Below are 16,302 nucleotides of genomic sequence, written 5' to 3'. Positions count from 1 at the left end.
CACGATGGACCGGACGACTCCCGGCATCGACACCACAGAGCGCCCCCGCGTCGCGCTCTGTGTCACGCGGTCGCGGAACCGCGAGCTACTGGTCGACCGGCTGTCCGAGTACCGGACGACGGTCGTCTCCGAGTCGATACCGGCGGGTAGCGACGTCTGTGTCGTCGACGAACGCGGCTTCGAGCGGTGGCGTGGCGCTATCGACGCGTGGCAGACCGTCGAGAAGCCGGTCCACGCGCCGGTTCTCCTGTTGGCCCGGGCCAACGACGGCGAGCCGTGGGAGCGCTACGCCGACGCGCTCGGCGAGACGCTCGCGGGCATCCAACCGATACCGGCCCCGAGCGCGGCGATACGCGCCCGCATCGACGGGTTGGTCCGGACCCGCCGGCACTCGCAGACCTCGACGCGGCGGCGACAGCGCCTCGAACTGTACGAGCGGGCGATGGACGAGTCCGGCGTCGGAATCAGCATCGCCGAGGCCGGGGGCGACCGGGAACTCACGTACGTCAACGAGGGGTTCGGCGAACTCACCGGCTACGAACCCGAAGCGGCCGTGGGTCGCAACTGCCGCTTTCTCCAAGGTGAGGCGACCAACCCGGCGACCGTCGAACGGATACGGGCGGCGCTGGACGACGGGGAGCCGGTGTCGGTCGACGTGTTGAACTACCGGCGCGACGGGACGCCGTTCTGGAACGCGCTGGACATCGAGCCGGTCCGGACCGACGGCGAGGTGAGCCACTTCGTCGGCTTCCAGCGCGACGTGACAGAGCGCAAGGAGCGGGAGGCGACGCTGATGCAGTACGAGCGCATCGTCCAGTCGATAACCGACCCGATATTCGTCCTCGATGGGGACGACGAGGTCCGGTACGCCAACCGGGCGTTCGAGCGCGTCTTCGGCGTCCCGCAGGGCGAGAGCGTCGGGACGAGCGTCGAGACGGTGTTGGACGACGACCAGACCGCGGAGCTGCAGGCGGCACTGCGGGCCGTCGCCGAGACCGGCGAGACACAGACCTGCGAACTGACGGTCACCGAACCCGACGGCGAGCGCGACGTGTTGCAGTGTCGGGTCCAGCCGGAGCGCGACGGCGGTACTATCCAGGGAGTACACACCGTCGTCGTCACCCGCGACATCACGGAGATACGCGACCACCAGAGCCGCCTATCGGTGCTGGACCGCGTCCTCCGGCACAACGTGCGGAACAAGACCAACACCATCATCGGGACCGCCGAGACGCTGGCGGCGATGGCCGAGACGACCACGGCCGAGGAGACCGCGGAACTGGCCGAGCGCATCGACGACGCCGCGACCGAACTGCTGGCGCTGAGCGAGACCGCCCGCGAGTTCCACCCGAACCGGCTGTCGGGCGGCGCGACGACGGGCGACCTCGCGAGCGTCGTCGACGCCTTCGGCGAGGTGTTGACGACGACTTACCCCGACGTATCGATGGCCCTCGACACGACCGACGTCGGACGCGTTCGGTACCCGATGAACCTCGACGCCTGTCTGGACCACCTCGTCGAGAGTGTCCGCGACGCGACGGCGGTGTCGGGGCCGACGGTCGACATCGCCGTCGAGGTGGCCGACGACCCCACGTACGCGGCCCTGCGCGTGGCCGTCGACGGCGTCGCGCTCGACGAGGTCGAGCGGACCGTCCTCGAGAACGGTATCGAGGGGCCGCTGTCACACCTCCAAGGGCTCTCGCTCTGGCTGGTGAAGTGGAGCGTCGAGCGGGCCGGCGGCCGGGTCCACCTCGACGACTCGACCGACGACCGGACGGTCGTCACCCTGCTGTTCAAGCGCGCCCCGTCGCAGTAAGTCCCTGAGTCGGCGCGCCGTCGACGGGTTTCACCCGCGCTCCCAATCACTGGGAAGACGTGACGGGTTTAGGCCGCTGGGGGCCGTAGTTACGGGCGATGACACCCACGCACGCGGAGGTCGAGCGGTTCCCCCGCCCGCCCCGCTCGGTCACCGACGCGGCGGGCCGGACGGTCGCCATCGCGGCGTCCGACGGCGACTCCGACCCGCTGGTCGAGATGTACGCGGCGTTCGGTGCCGACTCCCGGTCACAGGGCGTCCCGCCCCGTAAACCGCCGGCCATCCGGGAGTGGGTCACGGGCCTGCTCGCGGACGGGCTGAACGTCGTCGCGCGCCACGAGGGGCGGCCGGTCGGCCACGCCGTCCTCGTCCCTCACGACGGCGACGCCGAACTCGCCATCTTCGTCCACCCCGACTACCAGTCGGCCGGCGTCGGGACGGCGCTCATCCGGACGCTGCTGGGCCACGGGCAGGCGAACGGACTCGACCACGTCTGGCTGACCGTCTCACACACCAACCGCATCGCCGTCAAACTGTACAACGCCGTCGGCTTCGAGACGCGGATGCGCGACCGGACCGAGTACGAGATGGAGCGGCCGCTCTAGCGCTGCGGTTCGCGCACCCGTTCGTCGCTCCCGCCGTCGCCGTCGGTCAGGTCGTCGGTCTCCAGCAGCCGTTCGAGTCGTCGCTCGAACTCCTCGTGTGTCAGGTCGCCGCGAGCGTACCGCGCCCGCAGTTCCTCGACCGGCGCGTCGGCGGTCGGCGCGGGGGCCGTCGGTGCGGTGTCGCCGTCGGCCGGCACGCGCTCCTCGGCGTCGTCGTCCGCGGGTTCGACGAGCGGGAACCGCTCGCCGAGCAGGGCGATGAGGGGGAGCAGGACGACGAAACCGAGGATGAACACTGTCGGAATCAGGACGCCGGCTTCGAAGACGGTGAGCAGCGCCGTCGCGCCGAAGGAAAGGACGGCGACGACGCCGAGTAGCGTCCGCTTGGGGAGGGTCGGCGGCATGGTGGAAGTGACAACGCCGGGATACAAAAACCGCCCGGTCAGTCGGCGAAGTCGTCGTAGGTCGGCCGCTCGCGGTCGCCCGGGAACGCGTCGACCGGCGCGGTCGTCTGGTCGCCGCTGTCCATGTCCTTGACCGTGACCGCGCCGTTTTCGAGGTCCTGCTCGCCGACGACGACGACCGTCTCGGCGTTGACCTCGTCGGCGTACCCCATCTGCGCGCCGAACGAGCGGTCGGCCACGTCGCTCTCGACGACGTGGCCCCGCTCGCGGAGGTCCCGGGCGACCCGGGCCGCGGTCGGACGGGTGTCGCCGATCTGGAGGACGTAGTAGTCCGTCGTCAATTCCTCGGCCGGCCAGACGCCGGCCCGCTCACACAGCAACTGGAGCGTGGCGTGGCCGGGCGCGAACCCGACCGCGGGCGTGGGCTGGCCGCCGAACCCCTCGATGAGGTCGTCGTAGCGCCCGCCGCCGAACACCGAGCGCGACACCTCGCCGGTGGAGTCGAAACACTCGAAGACGACGCCCGTGTAGTAGTCCAGTCCCCGAGCGGTCGTCAGCGAGAGCGTGAGGTGGTCCCGGACGCCGAAGTCATCGGTCGCCGCGAGCACCGCCCGCAGGTTCTCGATGGCCGCCCGGACCGTCTCCGTACCGGCGGCGTCGACGAGCGACTCCAGTTCGCTCTCGTCGGCCCCCAGCAGGTCGTCGAACTCCTCGGCCTGCCCGTAGTCGAGGCCGGCGGCCACGAGGGCGTCGAGGTACGCCTCGCGGTCGACCTTCGCGCGCTTGTCGACGGCGCGGATGGCCTCGCGAGTGTCCACGTCGGCGTCGAACGACTCCAGCAGGCCCGAGAGCACGTCGCGGTGGGAGACCCGAATCTCGAAGTCGTCGCTCGTCAGCCCCAGTTCGGTGAGCATGTCGACGGCGACGGCCAGCACCTCGGCGTCGGCGGCGGGGTCGCTGGAGCCGAATATATCGACGTTGGTCTGGTAGAACTCGCGGAACCGGCCCTGCTGGACCTGCTCGTAGCGCCAGAACGGCCGGGTGGAGACCCACTTGACCGGCTTCGAGAGCGCCTGCTGTTTGGCGACGAACATCCGGGCGACGGAGGGGGTGAGTTCGGGCGTCAGCGCCACCTCGCGGCCACCCTTATCCGCGAAGCTGTACAGCTCCTCGACTATCTCCTCGCCGCTCTTGTCGACGTACATCGCCGTCGGTTCGAGCGCCGGCGTCCCTATCTCCCGGAAGCCGTAGCGGCCGGCCACGCTCTCCAGCGTGTCCATCGCCCACCGGCGGGCCTGCATCTCCTCGGGGTAGAAGTCGCGGAACCCCTTGACGCGGTCGTACATACCCGCTGGTACAGTCACGCCGCGCTTGAACCTGTCCGTTCGCGCCCGGCCGCGCCGGAAGCGAGTCAGTCGTCGCGCCGCCCGCGCACCCGCGACTGGGTGTGGTCGGGAAACACCGCGTCGACGGCCCCGTCACCGTGGCGTTCGGCCAGCAGCGCCCGCAGTTCGACCTCGTAGTCGGCTTTCGGCACGGTTTCGCTCGGTCCGGTCTCCACGTCCAGCGCGCGCTCGGCCATCGCGTCGACCGCGCCGCGGCCGACGCCGGCCAGCGGCGCGAGGTAGTCCACGCCGAAGCGGTCCTCGACGCTCTGGGCGAGGGGCCGTTCGACGGTCGGTACCCGGTCGTCCCGGCGCGTCCCGTCGGCCACCGCGTCGAGGCCGTCGGTCCAGTCGCCGGCGGCCACCCGCTCGACGGCGTGTTCGTGGACCCGCTGGATGCCGTTGCGCGGGAAGCCGTCCTCACGCATTCGGTCGACGGCCGCATTCACCACTTCGGGGTCCAACGTGACCGTCTCGTGGTCGAACCCGACCGCTGCGGCGGCCTCGCGGGCCGGCTCGGGGTCGACGACGCCGACGGTGCAACTGACCAGCGTCACGTCGTAGAACGGCTCCAGAAGCAGCGCCGCCAGCGTCGAGTCCTTGCCCGCGCTGTACAGCAGGCCACAGCGCATCTACCGGCGCTTGATGTCGAAGCTCTTCGAGTCCGGCGTCAGCTCCGAGAGGAGCTCCTTCATCTGGTCCTCGTCTATCTGGTCCTGTATCCGCCCGCTCCGGGCCAGCGCGACGACCTGCTGTTCGACCTGCTCGCCGACTTGGGGCTTCGACATCTTGACCGTATTGAGCCGCTTGCGAGCGCCGTCGCTGAGATGCTGGCGGAGGACAGCCTTCTTCTGAGCCTCGGCCTGCTGCTGGGCGGCCTCTTGGGCCTCGCCGTCGCCACCCTCCTGTTGCTCTTTGAGTTGCTCCATCTTCTTCTGCCGGAGCTCTTCGAGCTCCTCGTCGCTTGGGTCGCCACTCATAGCTACAAGAGAGTACTGCGTTCCGCCGGAAAACGATTACGGAGCCACCGACGGCAGAACGAGCGCGGAAGCGTCGGAGTTACGCGTAGCGTTCGAGTTCCGGGCGGTCGAGGTCCTCGATGACCGCGCCGGCCGTGTCGTCGAGCAGGGCGCGGCCCTCGCCGGTGACGCGGCGGCCGCCCTCCTTTGCGGTCTCGACGTAGCCCGCCTCCTCCAGTTGCTGGAGCGCGACCCGGATGATCTTCCCGGAGCCCTTGCTCTTCTGCTTGGGGCGGACGCGGTAGCGGGTCGAGCCCTGCTTCGAGCTTCCGTAGGCCGTCCGGAGGCTGTTGACGCCGACGGGGCCGTCGACGGCGACTTTCCGGAGCAGACTGGCCGCCCGGCGCTGCCAGAAGTCGTCCTGTTCGGGGGGGAGTTCTCGGTCGACGCCGGTCTTGGTGACCGCCGCCCAGTCGGGCTGTTCGATGTCGTCCTCGTCGTCGAGCGTCTCCGCGAGGGCCTCGATGAGAGCCTCGGTGGGAGCGTCGTAGAGTGTCGCCATTGACGGTTTCTTTCCCGTGGCGTCATTTAAACGCGTCGTTACCGCGCGCCGGTCGTGAACCGTTCACGACCCCGCGGTCACTCCTCGCTCGGTGGGGCGGCCCGGCCGGCACCCAAGGCTGTGGCGACGCCGCCCCCGACCAGCGTCGGGAGCCAGTACGTCGCGCCCCGGTGGACCAGTACGGCCGAGGTGGCCGTCGCCGCCGTCACCGGGGCCGTCGAGACGAGCATCGTCACCAGCACCGCCTCTATCGCGCCGGAACCGCCCGGCAGCGGCGCGAGGCTGGCGATGCTCCCGACGGGGACGACGAGCAACACGGTCGCGGCCGGGACCCGCGCGCCGACGGCGGCCAGCGACACCCACAGCGACGCCGCCAGACACGCCCACCCGAGCGCCGAGAACGCGAGCGTCCGCAACAGCGTCCGCCGGTCGGCCGCGACGCGGTCGATGGCGGCGAAGAAGCTCTCGATTCGGGCCTCGATGGCCGCGGGCGTCGGTGCCGAGCGGTTCGGCGCGACGCGACCGAGCAGGCGGATAGCGGGTGTCAGCGCCCGCACGACGGTTTCCTCCAACTCGTAGCGGTATCGCCAGCCGAGATACGCCGCGACAGGCAGTCCGACCGCGAGGCCTGCGATGGCGGCGGCCGCGAAGACGAGGTTCCGCCCGAGCCTGACCGCCCCCGCGGCGACGAAGGTCAGTCCGACGGCGGCGTAGCCGACCGAGGGGACGAAGTGGATGGTGTCGACGCTGGCGATGGCGGCGAGGCCGGTCTCGTACTCGCTGTCGGCAGCCGTCGAGATGAGCAGAGCGCTCAGGGGCTCGCCACCGGCCTGTCCGAAGGGAGTGACGTTGTTCGAGAACACCGCGGCCGCGAACACGAGGACGGCCGTGTGGACGGGGACCGGGGCCGAGAGCGCCCGGAGGACGCTCCACAGCGCCAGCCCCCACGACGTGAGCCAGACCGCGGCGATGCCGACGACGAGGGCCACACCGGCCGGGTTCGCCGTCGTCAGCGCCGCCACCGTGTCGTCGACGCCGACGACGTAGACCAGCGCTCCGAGCACGGCGAGCGCCCCAGCGAAGCCCACCACTGTCGGCCACCGGCTGTCGTCCATACCGTTGGCCTCACGCGTCCGGGGCTTGAAGGCACCGGGGACGAAGCCCCGCCCTTTTGCCGCCCGGCCGCGAGGTGACGGTATGGACGAGCGGGCCGCACTCGCGTTACTCGGTGACCGCCTGCCGGCGGCCGGCGACGACTGCGCCGTCGTGGACGGGCAAGTCATCACGACCGACATGCTCCACGAGCGGACGGACTTCCCCGACGGGACTGCGCCCTACACCGCGGGCTGGCGGGCGGTCGGCGCGTCGCTGTCGGACGTGGCGGCGATGGGGGCCGACCCGACGGCCGCCGTCGCCGTCTACGCCGCCCCCGAGTTCGTCGCGGAAGAGTTACGGGCGTTCGTCGACGGCGCGGTCGGGGTCTGCGAGGCCACCGGCTGCGAGTACGTCGGCGGCGACCTCGACGACCACGGGGAGTTCACCGTCGCCACGACCGCCGTCGGCGAGTCCGACGCGCCGGTCCGGCGGTCCGGGGCGTCGCCGGGCGAGGCGGTGTGTGTCACGGGGACGCTAGGCCGGTCGGCGGCCGCACTCAGGCTGTTCGAGCGCGGCGAGACCGAGCGGGCGAACGACCTGTTCCGGTTCCGGCCCCGCGTGGCGGCGGGGCGCGCGCTCGCACCCCACGCTACGGCGATGATGGACTCCAGCGACGGGCTGGCGCGCTCGCTGCACCAGTTGGCCGCGGCGAGCGACTGCGGGATGGCCGTCGAGACGCCGCTGCCGATAGCCGACGCGGTCGAGGGAGTGTCGACGGACGACGAGGACCGACTGGAACTCGGCGCGTTCTTCGGGGAGGACTTCGAGTTGGTCTGTACCGTTCCGGAGGACGCCATCGGGACCGCGCGGACGGCGACGCCGTGTGCGCTGCACCGAATCGGGCGCGTCACCGACGACGGGGTGACCCTCGACGGCGACGCCCTGCCCGACCGGGGCTACTCGCACTAACTGCGGGCGGCGTCCCGGGGCTGCTCTGACGACCCGTCTCAGCGCCGGGTGGCGAGCGCGCGGGCGACGGCTTCGACGGCACGCTCGGCGGCGTCGGCGCGCTCGTCGTAGGAGAGTCGGTCCCGGTGCTCGGTCTCGGCGGTTCGAAGCGGAGGGGCGGGCATGTGTACCTACGCCTACGCCCCGGACCGTCGTATAAACCCCAGACGCTTGCCGTGCGTTCGGGTCGTTTCACGCGACCGACGCGTTCAGGCCGGTTTTGAGTGGGGACTCCGGGAGCGTGAAAACGGCCCGAGAATAGACGAGATAGTTCAGAGAGGGTTCTGATCGGGTCTCTGTCGAGACGGGGTCCCCGCTACGCCGCGACGATTTCGAACGGGACGGGCGTGAAACAGGCCACGCCGAGGGCGGCGGTGACGGCAGCGAGCGCCACGCGCCGGCGGTCCAGCGGGGTGTCGACCGTCGGCCGGACGGGGCCGGTGTAGGCGAAGACGGTCGAGAGCAGGCCCCAGAACACCCACAGGGTCCAGACGCCCAATCCAACGGGTGGGGCGGCCCGGGTGAGATAGAGGAAGCCGGCGAGCGAGAACAGCGCGGCCGGGACGGCCGCCGCCACCGTCTCCTGTCGGGGGCCGACGACGGCGCGGACGACGTGGCCGCCGTCGAGTTGGCCGACGGGAAGCAGGTTCAGGAAGGTGAAGAACATCCCGGCCCAGCCGGCGAAGACGATGGGGTGGACCGCCTCGCCGGCCCCGACCGCGGCGGTCAGTCCCGCGGCGTCGACGAGCCAGCGCAGCGCGCGGAGCAGTAACGGCTCGTTGAACCGGATGCTGAAGGCCGCGTCGCCGGCCGCGACGCCGGCCGGGACCTGTATCGGGTCGAGCGAGAGCCCGACGACGGTGACGACGGCCGTGGCGACCAGTCCGGCCAGCGGTCCCGCGACGCCGATGTCGAACAGCGCCTCGCGGTCGGGGATGCGCCCCCGGATGTTGATGACCGCGCCCATCGTCCCCAGGAGCGAGGGAAACGGGATGAAGTACGGCAGCGTCACGTCGACGCCGTGGTAGCGGGCGGCGGCGTAGTGGCCGAGTTCGTGGATGCCCAACACGCCGAGCATGGCGACGACGAACGGCCACGCCTCGAAGACGCGGAGGGGCTGCTCGGCGACCGGGATGTAGTACCACCGGCTCGCGCCGACGTACAGCGTCGAGGCGACGGTGACGAGCAACAGGGCGACGTTGAGCCACGGAACCCCCCCGCCCGTCGACTGCGGTTCGACGACGAGCGCGTAGGCGGAGTCGGTCGGGGAGTCGACGACCGGGGCGCGACCGCCGTCGGTCGACTCGACCGCCGGTCGCTCCAGTCGGACGGCGTACCCATCGGGACCGAGCGCCGCCCGGAGTTCGGCGAGGACGGTCTGTGGCGGCCCGAGCGGGCGGCCGACGTACCGCACCGCGTCGCCGTCCCGCCTGACGGTCTCGACGTGAAACAGCCCGGCGAGTTCGGCGGGGGAGGGGTGGTCGTCGGGGATGCGACTCATCGGCTCGGGGTAGCGGGCCGGGCCACTAATACTCCCCGACACCGTCGCTGTCGGGGACGGAAACGAGAAGAACGGACCGCAGAGCTGGGCGGGGCTGGGGACGCGGGGGCTTCAGGCCGGTTCGACGCGCCACGTGGTCGCGCTCGTGTACGACCACTTCTCGACCTCTATCTCCGTGGCGCTGTCCTTGAGCTTCACCATCAGTGCCCCGATTTCCTTGGGGGAGAGTCCGACTTCGTCGGCGATGAACTTGCTCTTGAAGTACATCTCGCCGTCGCTGGCTTTCTCGGCGAGGAAGGACTTCAGTCGCTGTTCTTTCGAGGGCTCTTCCTCGCGGGAGGGCGTCGTAGTAGCGCTCATCTGTGTCACCTCACTCACCCGTAACTGCTCTGGGGGTATATAAAGAAAGGAAGCTTCGTGTCACTTCGGTCACTTTCAGGCCGAACCGGCGTGAAACGCACCTTTCACTACGGTTCGAGAAGGCCGTATTCGTTTTACGAAGCTATCTGAGGTCGTGAGAGCGGTAGAGTGAGGTGGCGGTTTTCGCACTGTGTAAAAGCGCCGTCTGACGTATCTCAGCGCCGTTTTGCGGCCAGTATCGCCGATTATTACGCCTCGCAGGAGCCGGTGAGCGAACGCTTGACAGGCGGTAGGCGGGGCGAGACCGGTATTGACAACCCTTAAGAGCGCATCGGGGCTACCCCGGGCCAATGAAAGTCGTCGTCTCGGTCGGTGGCAGCGTGTTGGCCCCCGACCTCGACTCCGACCGGGTCGCCGCGTACGCATCGACGCTCCAGTCGCTCGACGAGGCCGGCCACACCCTCGGGGCGGTGGTCGGCGGCGGGCCGACCGCCCGCGAGTACATCGGGACCGCCCGCGAACTGGGGGCCAACGAGATAGAACTGGACCAACTGGGCATCGCGGTCACCCGGCTGAACGGCCGCCTGCTCATCGCCGCGCTGGACGACCGCGCGGCCCCCACGCCCGCGGAGAGCTACGAGGCGGGTCGGGAGGCCATCCGCCGGGGCGACATCCCGGTGTTGGGCGGCATCGTCGCCGCCCAGACCACCGACGCCGTCGCCGCCGCCTTCGCCGAGTACGTCGGCGCGGACCTGCTCGTCTACGCCACCTCCGTCCCGGGTGTCTTCGACGCGGACCCCAACGAGGACCCCGCGGCGACGCGGTTCGACGACCTCGCCGCGGGCGAACTGGTCGACATCATCGCCGACATGGAGATGGACGCCGGGAGCAACGCTCCGGTCGACCTGCTGGCCGCGAAGGTCGTCCAGCGGTCGGGCATCCGAACGGTCGTACTCGACGGTACCGACCCCGACGCCGTCGCCCGCGCGGTTCGGGGCGACGGGTTCGAGGGCACCGAAATCCGCCCGGAGGGCTGAGATGGCCGAAGACCCCTACGCCGTCGGCAGCGACGCCGACCAGCCCTTCTGGGCCGACGCCGTCGCCGACGTGGTAGAGGCCCGCGACCCCGAGGAGCCAATCGTGGTCAAGGGCGGCGTCTCACCCTCCGGCGTCCCGCACATCGGCCACTTCAACGAGATAATGCGGGGCCACTTCGTCGCCGAGGCGCTCCGGGACCGCGGTCGCGAGGTCCGGCAGGTGTTCACTGCCGACGACAAGGACCGCCTGCGGAAGGTGCCCCGACGGCTCGCGGACCTCGACTGGAACGTCGTCGGACTGGGCGAGGTCGACGCCGGCGCGCTGGGCCGGAACCTCGGGAAGCCCTACACCGACATCCCGGACCCCTTCGGCTGCTGTGACTCCTACGGCGCGCACTTCACGAACCTGCTGAAAGAGAGCGCCGAACTGGTCGGCGTCGACGTGGAGTTCGTCTCGAACACCGACCTGTACGAGCGCGGCGAGTTCGAGGCCGTCACCCGCCGCGTGCTAGAGCGGGCCGACCGCGCGCGCGAGGTGCTATCCGAGTACCAGAGCAAGGTCGACGACGACTACGTCCCGTTCGTGCCCCAGTGTGCGAACTGCGGTATTCTCACCGAGGGCGTCACCGGTGTCGACCTCGACGCCGGCGAGGTCAGCTACGTCTGTACGGACGTGGACGCGGGCGACGGGACCATCGAGGGCTGCGGTCACGAGGGCGTCGCTACCTTGCGGGACGGCAAGCTACCGTGGCGCTTCGAGTGGCCCGCCCAGTGGGAGTTACTGGGCGTCGACTTCGAGCCGTTCGGGAAGGACCACGCCGAGGGGTCGTGGCCCTCCGGCGAGGACATCGCCGAGAACGTCCTCGGCGTCGAGCCGCCGGTGCCGATGGTGTACGAGTGGTTCACGCTGGACGGCGACGCCCTCTCGTCGTCGTCGGGCAACGTCGTCACCGTCGACGAAGTGCTCGACATCCTCGAACCCGAAGTGTTCCGCTACTTCTTCACGAAGAACCCCCGCAAGCAGCGGGACTTCTCCGTCGAGAGCGTCGACCGGCTGGTCGACGAGTTCGACCGCTTCGAGGCCGTCTACTTCGGCGAGACCGACCCCCGCGACGAGGACGAGGCCGCCGTCGCCGAGCGCGCCTATCCGATGGTCGTCGACGCGGTCGACGGCGAGCGGGTCCGCATCCCCTACACGTTCGCCGCGGTGCTCGGGATGACCGACGACCCCGCCCTCCGGGAGGACATCGCCCGCAAGGAGGGCCACATCCCCGAGGACGCCCCCGAGTGGGCCGTCGAGGGAGCGCTGGCCCGCGTCGAGCGCGCCCGCAACTGGGCCCGGCGGACCGGCAACGAGTTCGACTACGAACTCAAGCGCGCGGAGATGCCCGACGCGGAGTTCGACGCGGCGACCGCGGCCGCCCTCGACGACCTCGCCGACTTCGTCGCGGAGGGCCACGACGGCGAGGCGATACAGGGCGAGATATACGAGACGGCCAAGCGCCACGACATCGACATCGGCGACTTCTTCGCGGCCGGCTACCGCCTGCTGTTCGACGACGACGAGGGCCCCCAACTAGGACCGTTCGTCGCCAAACTCGACCGCGAGTTCGTCGTACAGCGACTGCGCCGCGAGTCCTGAGTCCGGTGGCGTCCCCAAACAGTTAGGTGACGGGGCGGCTACGGGATGGTATGTCCAGCACCCTCCGGAACTTCCTACGGGAAGCGTACGACCCGGACACCCGAGCGATGTGGGTGGTGTTGGCAGGCGCAACGTTCACGCTGGTCGTGTTTCTCACCAGTCCCGACTTCGCCAACCCCTACTACGCCGCCGCGGTCGCGGTGACGACGCTCGCGGCCGCGGTGGCCGTGGCCGTCCTCGCTCACGAGCGGGGCGCGTAGTCGCCGTGGCAGCGGTCGAGCGACATCGAACGGACGACGGCGGCGGGGGCGACCGAACGCGGCGACCGCGGTCGAACCAAACTCTCTTGCGTCGACGGACCCACCGTCACGGTAATGGTGAGTACGCTGACGTGGGTCCTCGCCGGCGTGGTCGCCTACACGCTGGTAGCGATGGTGCTGAAGACCCAAGGGGTGATTCCCGACTACGTCCGCTTTAGCGGGCCGATAACGACGATACACACGCAGAAGGGGAAGGCTGTCTTGGACCGGCTGGCCGCGCCCAAGCGCTTCTGGCGGGCGTGGGGGAACCTCGGCGTCGGCGTCGCGCTGGTCGTGATGGTCGGCTCGTTCCTGCTGGTCCTGCTGGGGGCGTATCAGGCCATCGTCGACCCGCAGCCGTCGGCGCTAAACGAGCCACAGAACGCGCTCGCGATACCGGGCGTCAACGACTTCCTACCGCTGTCGGTCGCCCCGGAAATCGTCTTCGGCCTCCTGCTCGGACTCGTCGTCCACGAAGGGGGCCACGGCCTCATGTGCCGGGTCGAGGACATCGACATCGAGTCGATGGGGCTGGCGGCGCTGACGGTCGTCCCTGTCGGGGCGTTCGTCGAACCCGACGAGGAGGGGCTGTTGCGGTCGAACCGGGGTGCACAGACCCGGATGTACGCGGCGGGGGTGACCAACAACTTCGCCATCGCCGTCGTCGCGCTCCTCCTGCTTTTCGGACCGGTCGCCGGCTCCATCGCCGTCGTCGACGGCTTCCACGTCGGCGGCGCGCTGGAGGACACGCCCGCGGCCGAGGCCGGCATCGGCTCCGGCGACGTCATCACCGCCGTCGAGGGGCAGCAGGTGACCGAGCCCAGCGACCTCCAGCGGGCGCTCGCGGCGACGGAGAGCGAGCGGGTCCGCGTCGAGCGCCGGGACGGGCCGCCGGTGACCGTCGAGCGCTCCGTCGTCGTCAGCACCGCCGTCACGAGCGCGCCGGTCGCGAGCGGTGAGACCGTCGTCGCCGTCAACGGGACCGCGGTCGACACCAGAAGCGAGTTCGTTACGGCGGCCAGCGCCCACCCGGTGGCGAACGTCACGACCGCGGCCGGGCGGAGCGTGACGATGCCGCTGGGGAGCTACGCACTCGTCGCCGAGGACGGCCCGCTGCACGCCGAGGGCGCGCCGGCCGGGTCCGGCGTCGTCATCACGTCCGTCGACGGCCAGCGCACCGTGAACTCGACGGCGCTGGTCGGCGTCCTCGGGGAGTCCGAGCCGAGCGAGACGGTGACCGTCGTCGCCTACGTCGACGGCCAGCGGCGGGTCTACGAGGTCACGCCCGGAACGAACGAGGCGACCGGCGGCGCGTTGCTCGGCATCAGTCCCCAGCCCGGCATCAGCGGCGTCGAGGTGGACGACTTCGGGCTCGACCCGTACCCCGCGGCGACGTTCTTGGGCATCATCGGCGGCGAGCCGGCCACCGAGGCCCAGTCCGACGTGGGGTTCGTCCAGCGGGTCTACCTGACGTTCCTGTTGCCGCTCATCGGCGACGCGCCGGGCAGCGCCATCAGCTACAACTTCCCCGGGTTCACCGGCTTCGCGACGAACTTCTACACCGTACAGGGACCGCTGTCGGCGCTTGGTGGGGGCGCGGCGTTCCTGCTCGCCAACGTCCTGTTCTGGACCGGCTGGATAAACATCGTCATCGGGCAGTTCAACTGCGTGCCGACGTTCCCGCTCGACGGCGGCCACATCCTCCGGACCAGCACGGAGACGTTCGTCTCGCGGGTGCCGATACCGGACCGCCGGCGGCTGACGACGGCCGTGACCGTCGCTATCACGCTGACGATGATAAGCGGCCTGCTGGTGATGGTGTTCGGGCCGCGGCTGCTGGCGTAGCCGGCCGTTCCGTTACCCATTTACTCCCCGCCGCGAAAGCCGCGGGTATGTTCCTGCAGCTCCGCGCGGAGGTCGAGGACGCCCTCGAAGCCGCGCTCACGGACCTCGACCTGCCGACCGACGACCTCGGGCTCGAGGAGCCGCCGGCCGACGTCGACGCCGTGCTGGCCTCCAGCGCCGCGTTCCGGCTGGCCGGCGAGGTCGGCGCGCCGCCCCCGAAGGTGGCCGCCGACGTGGCCGGGGCCGTCGACGCCGCGTCCCTGACCTACGTCGGCCGCGTCGAGACACAGGGGCCGTACGTCAACTTCCTCCCGAGCGACGCCTACTTCGCCGAGACGTTCCGGGCGGCGACCGACGACGCGTACGGCCGCCTGCCCGACCGCGAGGAGACGGTCGTCGTCGAGCACACCTCCGCGAACCCGACGGGGCCGGTCCACGTCGGCCGCGCCCGCAACCCCATCATCGGCGACGCCGTCGCCCGGGTGCTGGACTACGCCGGCTACGACGTCGACCGCCACTACTACGTCAACGACGCCGGCCGCCAGATAGCCGTGTTCACGTGGGCCTACGAGACCTTCGACGAGGCCGACCTGCCCGAACCGGAGCGGGACTCCCCGGAGTACGGGATGGTCCGGTACTACCGCAAGGGCAACGCCTACCTCGAAGCCGCCGACCCCGAGGACGCCGAGGCGGCCGAAGCCGAGATACAGGCCATCCTACAGGGGCTCGAAGACGGCGACGACGAGACCTACGAGCGGGTCGCCGAGGTCGTCGACACCGTGTTGGGCGGGATGCAGCGCACGCTCGACCGGCTGCCCGCGGCGTTCGACGAGTTCGTCAAGGAGACGCGGTTCATGCGCAACGGCGACACCGACGCCTTGGTCGACCGCCTCAAGGAACTGGACTGTGCGGTCTACGAGGAGGACGCGTGGCAACTCGACCTGCCCGACTTCGAGAAGAACCTCGTCTTCCTGCGGTCGGACGACACCTCGCTGTACACGACCCGGGACCTCGCCCACCACGAGTGGAAGTTCGACACCTACGACCGCGCCGTGACCGTGCTGGGCGAGGACCACAAGCTCCAGGCCGACCAGCTCTCGGCCGCCCTCGAACTGCTTGACAACGACACTGACCAGCTCCGGCAGGTGTTTTACTCGTGGGTCAACCTCCCCGAGGGCGGGATGAGTACCCGCGAGGGGACCGGCATCGACCTCGACGACCTGTTGGACGAGGCCATCGCCCGGGCGCGCGAGGAAGTGGAGGCACGGCTCGACGACCGCACCCGCGGCGACTTGGACGCGGACGACATCGACCGCATCGCCCATCAGGTCGGCGTCGGCGCGGTCCGGTACGACATCGTCTCGAAACAGCCGACGAAGGGCATCACCTTCGAGTGGGACCGGGCGCTGGACTTCGAGGCCCAGTCCGCCCCCTACGTCCAGTACGTCCACGCGCGCTGCTGTGGCATCCTCGACGACGCCGACGCGCCCGAGCGCCCGACGTTCGACGCGCTCGTCGAGCCCGAGGCCCGTGACCTCCTGCGGGTGCTGGCGCGGTTCCCGGCCGTGATAGACGAAGCCGCCGCCGACCTCGAACCCCATACCGTCGCCACGTACACGCGGGACCTCGCGGAGACGTTCAACGCCTTCTACCGGGAGTGTCCGGTACTCGACGCCGACGGCGAGACGCGGGCCGCCCGGCTGGCGCTGGTGGCCGGGACGCGCCACGCCGTCGCCAACGCTCTCGACTCGCTGGGCGTCGAAGCGCCGGCCTCGATGTAGCTG

17 protein-coding genes are annotated in these 16,302 nt (G+C 70.3%); 8 read left to right on the top strand and 9 right to left on the bottom strand.

Annotation, left to right across the window (positions count from 1 at the left end; genetic code table 11):
- Positions 1 to 4 precede the first annotated feature (4 nt).
- Positions 5 to 1,816 (top strand): PAS domain S-box protein, encoded by a 1,812-nt coding sequence (locus ACV7JO_RS00825; protein ID WP_470354445.1) that lies wholly within the window; start codon positions 5 to 7, stop codon positions 1,814 to 1,816.
- A 98-nt stretch (positions 1,817 to 1,914) separates the two neighbouring features.
- Positions 1,915 to 2,421: a GNAT family N-acetyltransferase gene (locus ACV7JO_RS00820; protein WP_470354444.1), complete on the top strand. Its 507-nt coding sequence runs from the start codon at positions 1,915 to 1,917 to the stop codon at positions 2,419 to 2,421.
- Here the strand turns inward: ACV7JO_RS00820 and ACV7JO_RS00815 are convergent.
- The 6 genes from ACV7JO_RS00815 to ACV7JO_RS00790 form a co-directional block, all read right to left on the bottom strand.
- Positions 2,418 to 2,825: an SHOCT domain-containing protein gene (locus tag ACV7JO_RS00815; RefSeq protein WP_470354443.1), complete on the bottom strand. Its 408-nt coding sequence runs from the start codon at positions 2,823 to 2,825 to the stop codon at positions 2,418 to 2,420. The two genes, ACV7JO_RS00820 and ACV7JO_RS00815, sit on opposite strands and share 4 nt — an antisense overlap.
- Positions 2,826 to 2,863: 38 nt before the next feature.
- Positions 2,864 to 4,171, bottom strand: a complete 1,308-nt coding sequence (hisS, locus tag ACV7JO_RS00810; RefSeq protein WP_470354442.1) for a histidine--tRNA ligase — start codon at positions 4,169 to 4,171, stop codon at positions 2,864 to 2,866.
- Between the two features lie 65 nt (positions 4,172 to 4,236).
- Positions 4,237 to 4,842: a DUF7411 family protein gene (locus tag ACV7JO_RS00805; RefSeq protein WP_470354441.1), complete on the bottom strand. Its 606-nt coding sequence runs from the start codon at positions 4,840 to 4,842 to the stop codon at positions 4,237 to 4,239.
- Positions 4,843 to 5,190 (bottom strand): DNA-binding protein, encoded by a 348-nt coding sequence (locus ACV7JO_RS00800; protein ID WP_470354440.1) that lies wholly within the window; start codon positions 5,188 to 5,190, stop codon positions 4,843 to 4,845.
- A gap of 79 nt (positions 5,191 to 5,269) precedes the next feature.
- Positions 5,270 to 5,731: a 30S ribosomal protein S19e gene (locus ACV7JO_RS00795; RefSeq protein WP_470354439.1), complete on the bottom strand. Its 462-nt coding sequence runs from the start codon at positions 5,729 to 5,731 to the stop codon at positions 5,270 to 5,272.
- A 77-nt stretch (positions 5,732 to 5,808) separates the two neighbouring features.
- Positions 5,809 to 6,846, bottom strand: coding sequence for a lysylphosphatidylglycerol synthase transmembrane domain-containing protein (locus ACV7JO_RS00790; RefSeq protein WP_470354438.1), 1,038 nt, complete (start codon positions 6,844 to 6,846; stop codon positions 5,809 to 5,811).
- An 82-nt stretch (positions 6,847 to 6,928) separates the two neighbouring features.
- Between ACV7JO_RS00790 and thiL the strand changes: the two genes are divergently transcribed.
- Complete coding sequence (thiL, locus tag ACV7JO_RS00785) at positions 6,929 to 7,795, top strand: thiamine-phosphate kinase (protein WP_470354437.1); 867 nt, start codon at positions 6,929 to 6,931, stop codon at positions 7,793 to 7,795.
- Between the two features lie 38 nt (positions 7,796 to 7,833).
- On the opposite strand, the gene ACV7JO_RS00780 is transcribed toward thiL, so the two are convergent.
- From ACV7JO_RS00780 to ACV7JO_RS00770, 3 genes are all read right to left on the bottom strand, one after another.
- A complete protein-coding gene (locus tag ACV7JO_RS00780) occupies positions 7,834 to 7,959 on the bottom strand; it encodes a hypothetical protein (RefSeq protein WP_470354436.1) in 126 nt (41 codons plus the stop codon).
- Between the two features lie 191 nt (positions 7,960 to 8,150).
- Positions 8,151 to 9,335, bottom strand: coding sequence for a site-2 protease family protein (locus ACV7JO_RS00775; RefSeq protein ID WP_470354435.1), 1,185 nt, complete (start codon positions 9,333 to 9,335; stop codon positions 8,151 to 8,153).
- A 111-nt stretch (positions 9,336 to 9,446) separates the two neighbouring features.
- Positions 9,447 to 9,695, bottom strand: a complete 249-nt coding sequence (locus ACV7JO_RS00770; protein WP_470354434.1) for a DUF7123 family protein — start codon at positions 9,693 to 9,695, stop codon at positions 9,447 to 9,449.
- A gap of 350 nt (positions 9,696 to 10,045) precedes the next feature.
- On the opposite strand from ACV7JO_RS00770, the gene pyrH reads away from it, so the two are divergent.
- The 5 genes from pyrH to argS all read left to right on the top strand — a co-directional run bounded on the left by pyrH (position 10,046) and on the right by argS (position 16,299).
- Complete coding sequence (pyrH, locus tag ACV7JO_RS00765) at positions 10,046 to 10,732, top strand: UMP kinase (protein ID WP_470354433.1); 687 nt, start codon at positions 10,046 to 10,048, stop codon at positions 10,730 to 10,732.
- 1 nt (position 10,733) lies between these two features.
- Complete coding sequence (gene lysS / locus ACV7JO_RS00760) at positions 10,734 to 12,374, top strand: lysine--tRNA ligase (protein WP_470354432.1); 1,641 nt, start codon at positions 10,734 to 10,736, stop codon at positions 12,372 to 12,374.
- 50 nt (positions 12,375 to 12,424) lie between these two features.
- Positions 12,425 to 12,634, top strand: coding sequence for a hypothetical protein (locus ACV7JO_RS00755; RefSeq protein WP_470354431.1), 210 nt, complete (start codon positions 12,425 to 12,427; stop codon positions 12,632 to 12,634).
- A gap of 114 nt (positions 12,635 to 12,748) precedes the next feature.
- Positions 12,749 to 14,518: a site-2 protease family protein gene (locus ACV7JO_RS00750; protein ID WP_470354430.1), complete on the top strand. Its 1,770-nt coding sequence runs from the start codon at positions 12,749 to 12,751 to the stop codon at positions 14,516 to 14,518.
- Between the two features lie 47 nt (positions 14,519 to 14,565).
- Positions 14,566 to 16,299, top strand: coding sequence for an arginine--tRNA ligase (argS, locus tag ACV7JO_RS00745; protein ID WP_470354429.1), 1,734 nt, complete (start codon positions 14,566 to 14,568; stop codon positions 16,297 to 16,299).
- Positions 16,300 to 16,302 lie beyond the last annotated feature (3 nt).

The organism is Haloarcula sp. MBLA0138 (genome assembly GCF_055632455.1).
The sequence above is the reverse complement of the archived record's forward strand: the minus strand, read 5'-3'. Positions and strand labels throughout refer to the sequence as shown.

Bases quoted from the DNA above. Each gene is read 5' to 3' on its own strand.
- ACV7JO_RS00825 (WP_470354445.1), top strand. From the start codon at position 5: ATGGACCGGACGACTCCCGGCATCGACACCACAGAGCGCCCCCGCGTC.
- ACV7JO_RS00820 (WP_470354444.1), top strand. From the start codon at position 1,915: ATGACACCCACGCACGCGGAGGTCGAGCGGTTCCCCCGCCCGCCCCGC.
- ACV7JO_RS00815 (WP_470354443.1), bottom strand. From the start codon at position 2,825: ATGCCGCCGACCCTCCCCAAGCGGACGCTACTCGGCGTCGTCGCCGTC.
- hisS (WP_470354442.1), bottom strand. From the start codon at position 4,171: ATGTACGACCGCGTCAAGGGGTTCCGCGACTTCTACCCCGAGGAGATG.
- ACV7JO_RS00805 (WP_470354441.1), bottom strand. From the start codon at position 4,842: ATGCGCTGTGGCCTGCTGTACAGCGCGGGCAAGGACTCGACGCTGGCG.
- ACV7JO_RS00800 (WP_470354440.1), bottom strand. From the start codon at position 5,190: ATGAGTGGCGACCCAAGCGACGAGGAGCTCGAAGAGCTCCGGCAGAAG.
- ACV7JO_RS00795 (WP_470354439.1), bottom strand. From the start codon at position 5,731: ATGGCGACACTCTACGACGCTCCCACCGAGGCTCTCATCGAGGCCCTC.
- ACV7JO_RS00790 (WP_470354438.1), bottom strand. From the start codon at position 6,846: ATGGACGACAGCCGGTGGCCGACAGTGGTGGGCTTCGCTGGGGCGCTC.
- thiL (WP_470354437.1), top strand. From the start codon at position 6,929: ATGGACGAGCGGGCCGCACTCGCGTTACTCGGTGACCGCCTGCCGGCG.
- ACV7JO_RS00780 (WP_470354436.1), bottom strand. From the start codon at position 7,959: ATGCCCGCCCCTCCGCTTCGAACCGCCGAGACCGAGCACCGGGACCGA.
- ACV7JO_RS00775 (WP_470354435.1), bottom strand. From the start codon at position 9,335: ATGAGTCGCATCCCCGACGACCACCCCTCCCCCGCCGAACTCGCCGGG.
- ACV7JO_RS00770 (WP_470354434.1), bottom strand. From the start codon at position 9,695: ATGAGCGCTACTACGACGCCCTCCCGCGAGGAAGAGCCCTCGAAAGAA.
- pyrH (WP_470354433.1), top strand. From the start codon at position 10,046: ATGAAAGTCGTCGTCTCGGTCGGTGGCAGCGTGTTGGCCCCCGACCTC.
- lysS (WP_470354432.1), top strand. From the start codon at position 10,734: ATGGCCGAAGACCCCTACGCCGTCGGCAGCGACGCCGACCAGCCCTTC.
- ACV7JO_RS00755 (WP_470354431.1), top strand. From the start codon at position 12,425: ATGTCCAGCACCCTCCGGAACTTCCTACGGGAAGCGTACGACCCGGAC.
- ACV7JO_RS00750 (WP_470354430.1), top strand. From the start codon at position 12,749: ATGGTGAGTACGCTGACGTGGGTCCTCGCCGGCGTGGTCGCCTACACG.
- argS (WP_470354429.1), top strand. From the start codon at position 14,566: ATGTTCCTGCAGCTCCGCGCGGAGGTCGAGGACGCCCTCGAAGCCGCG.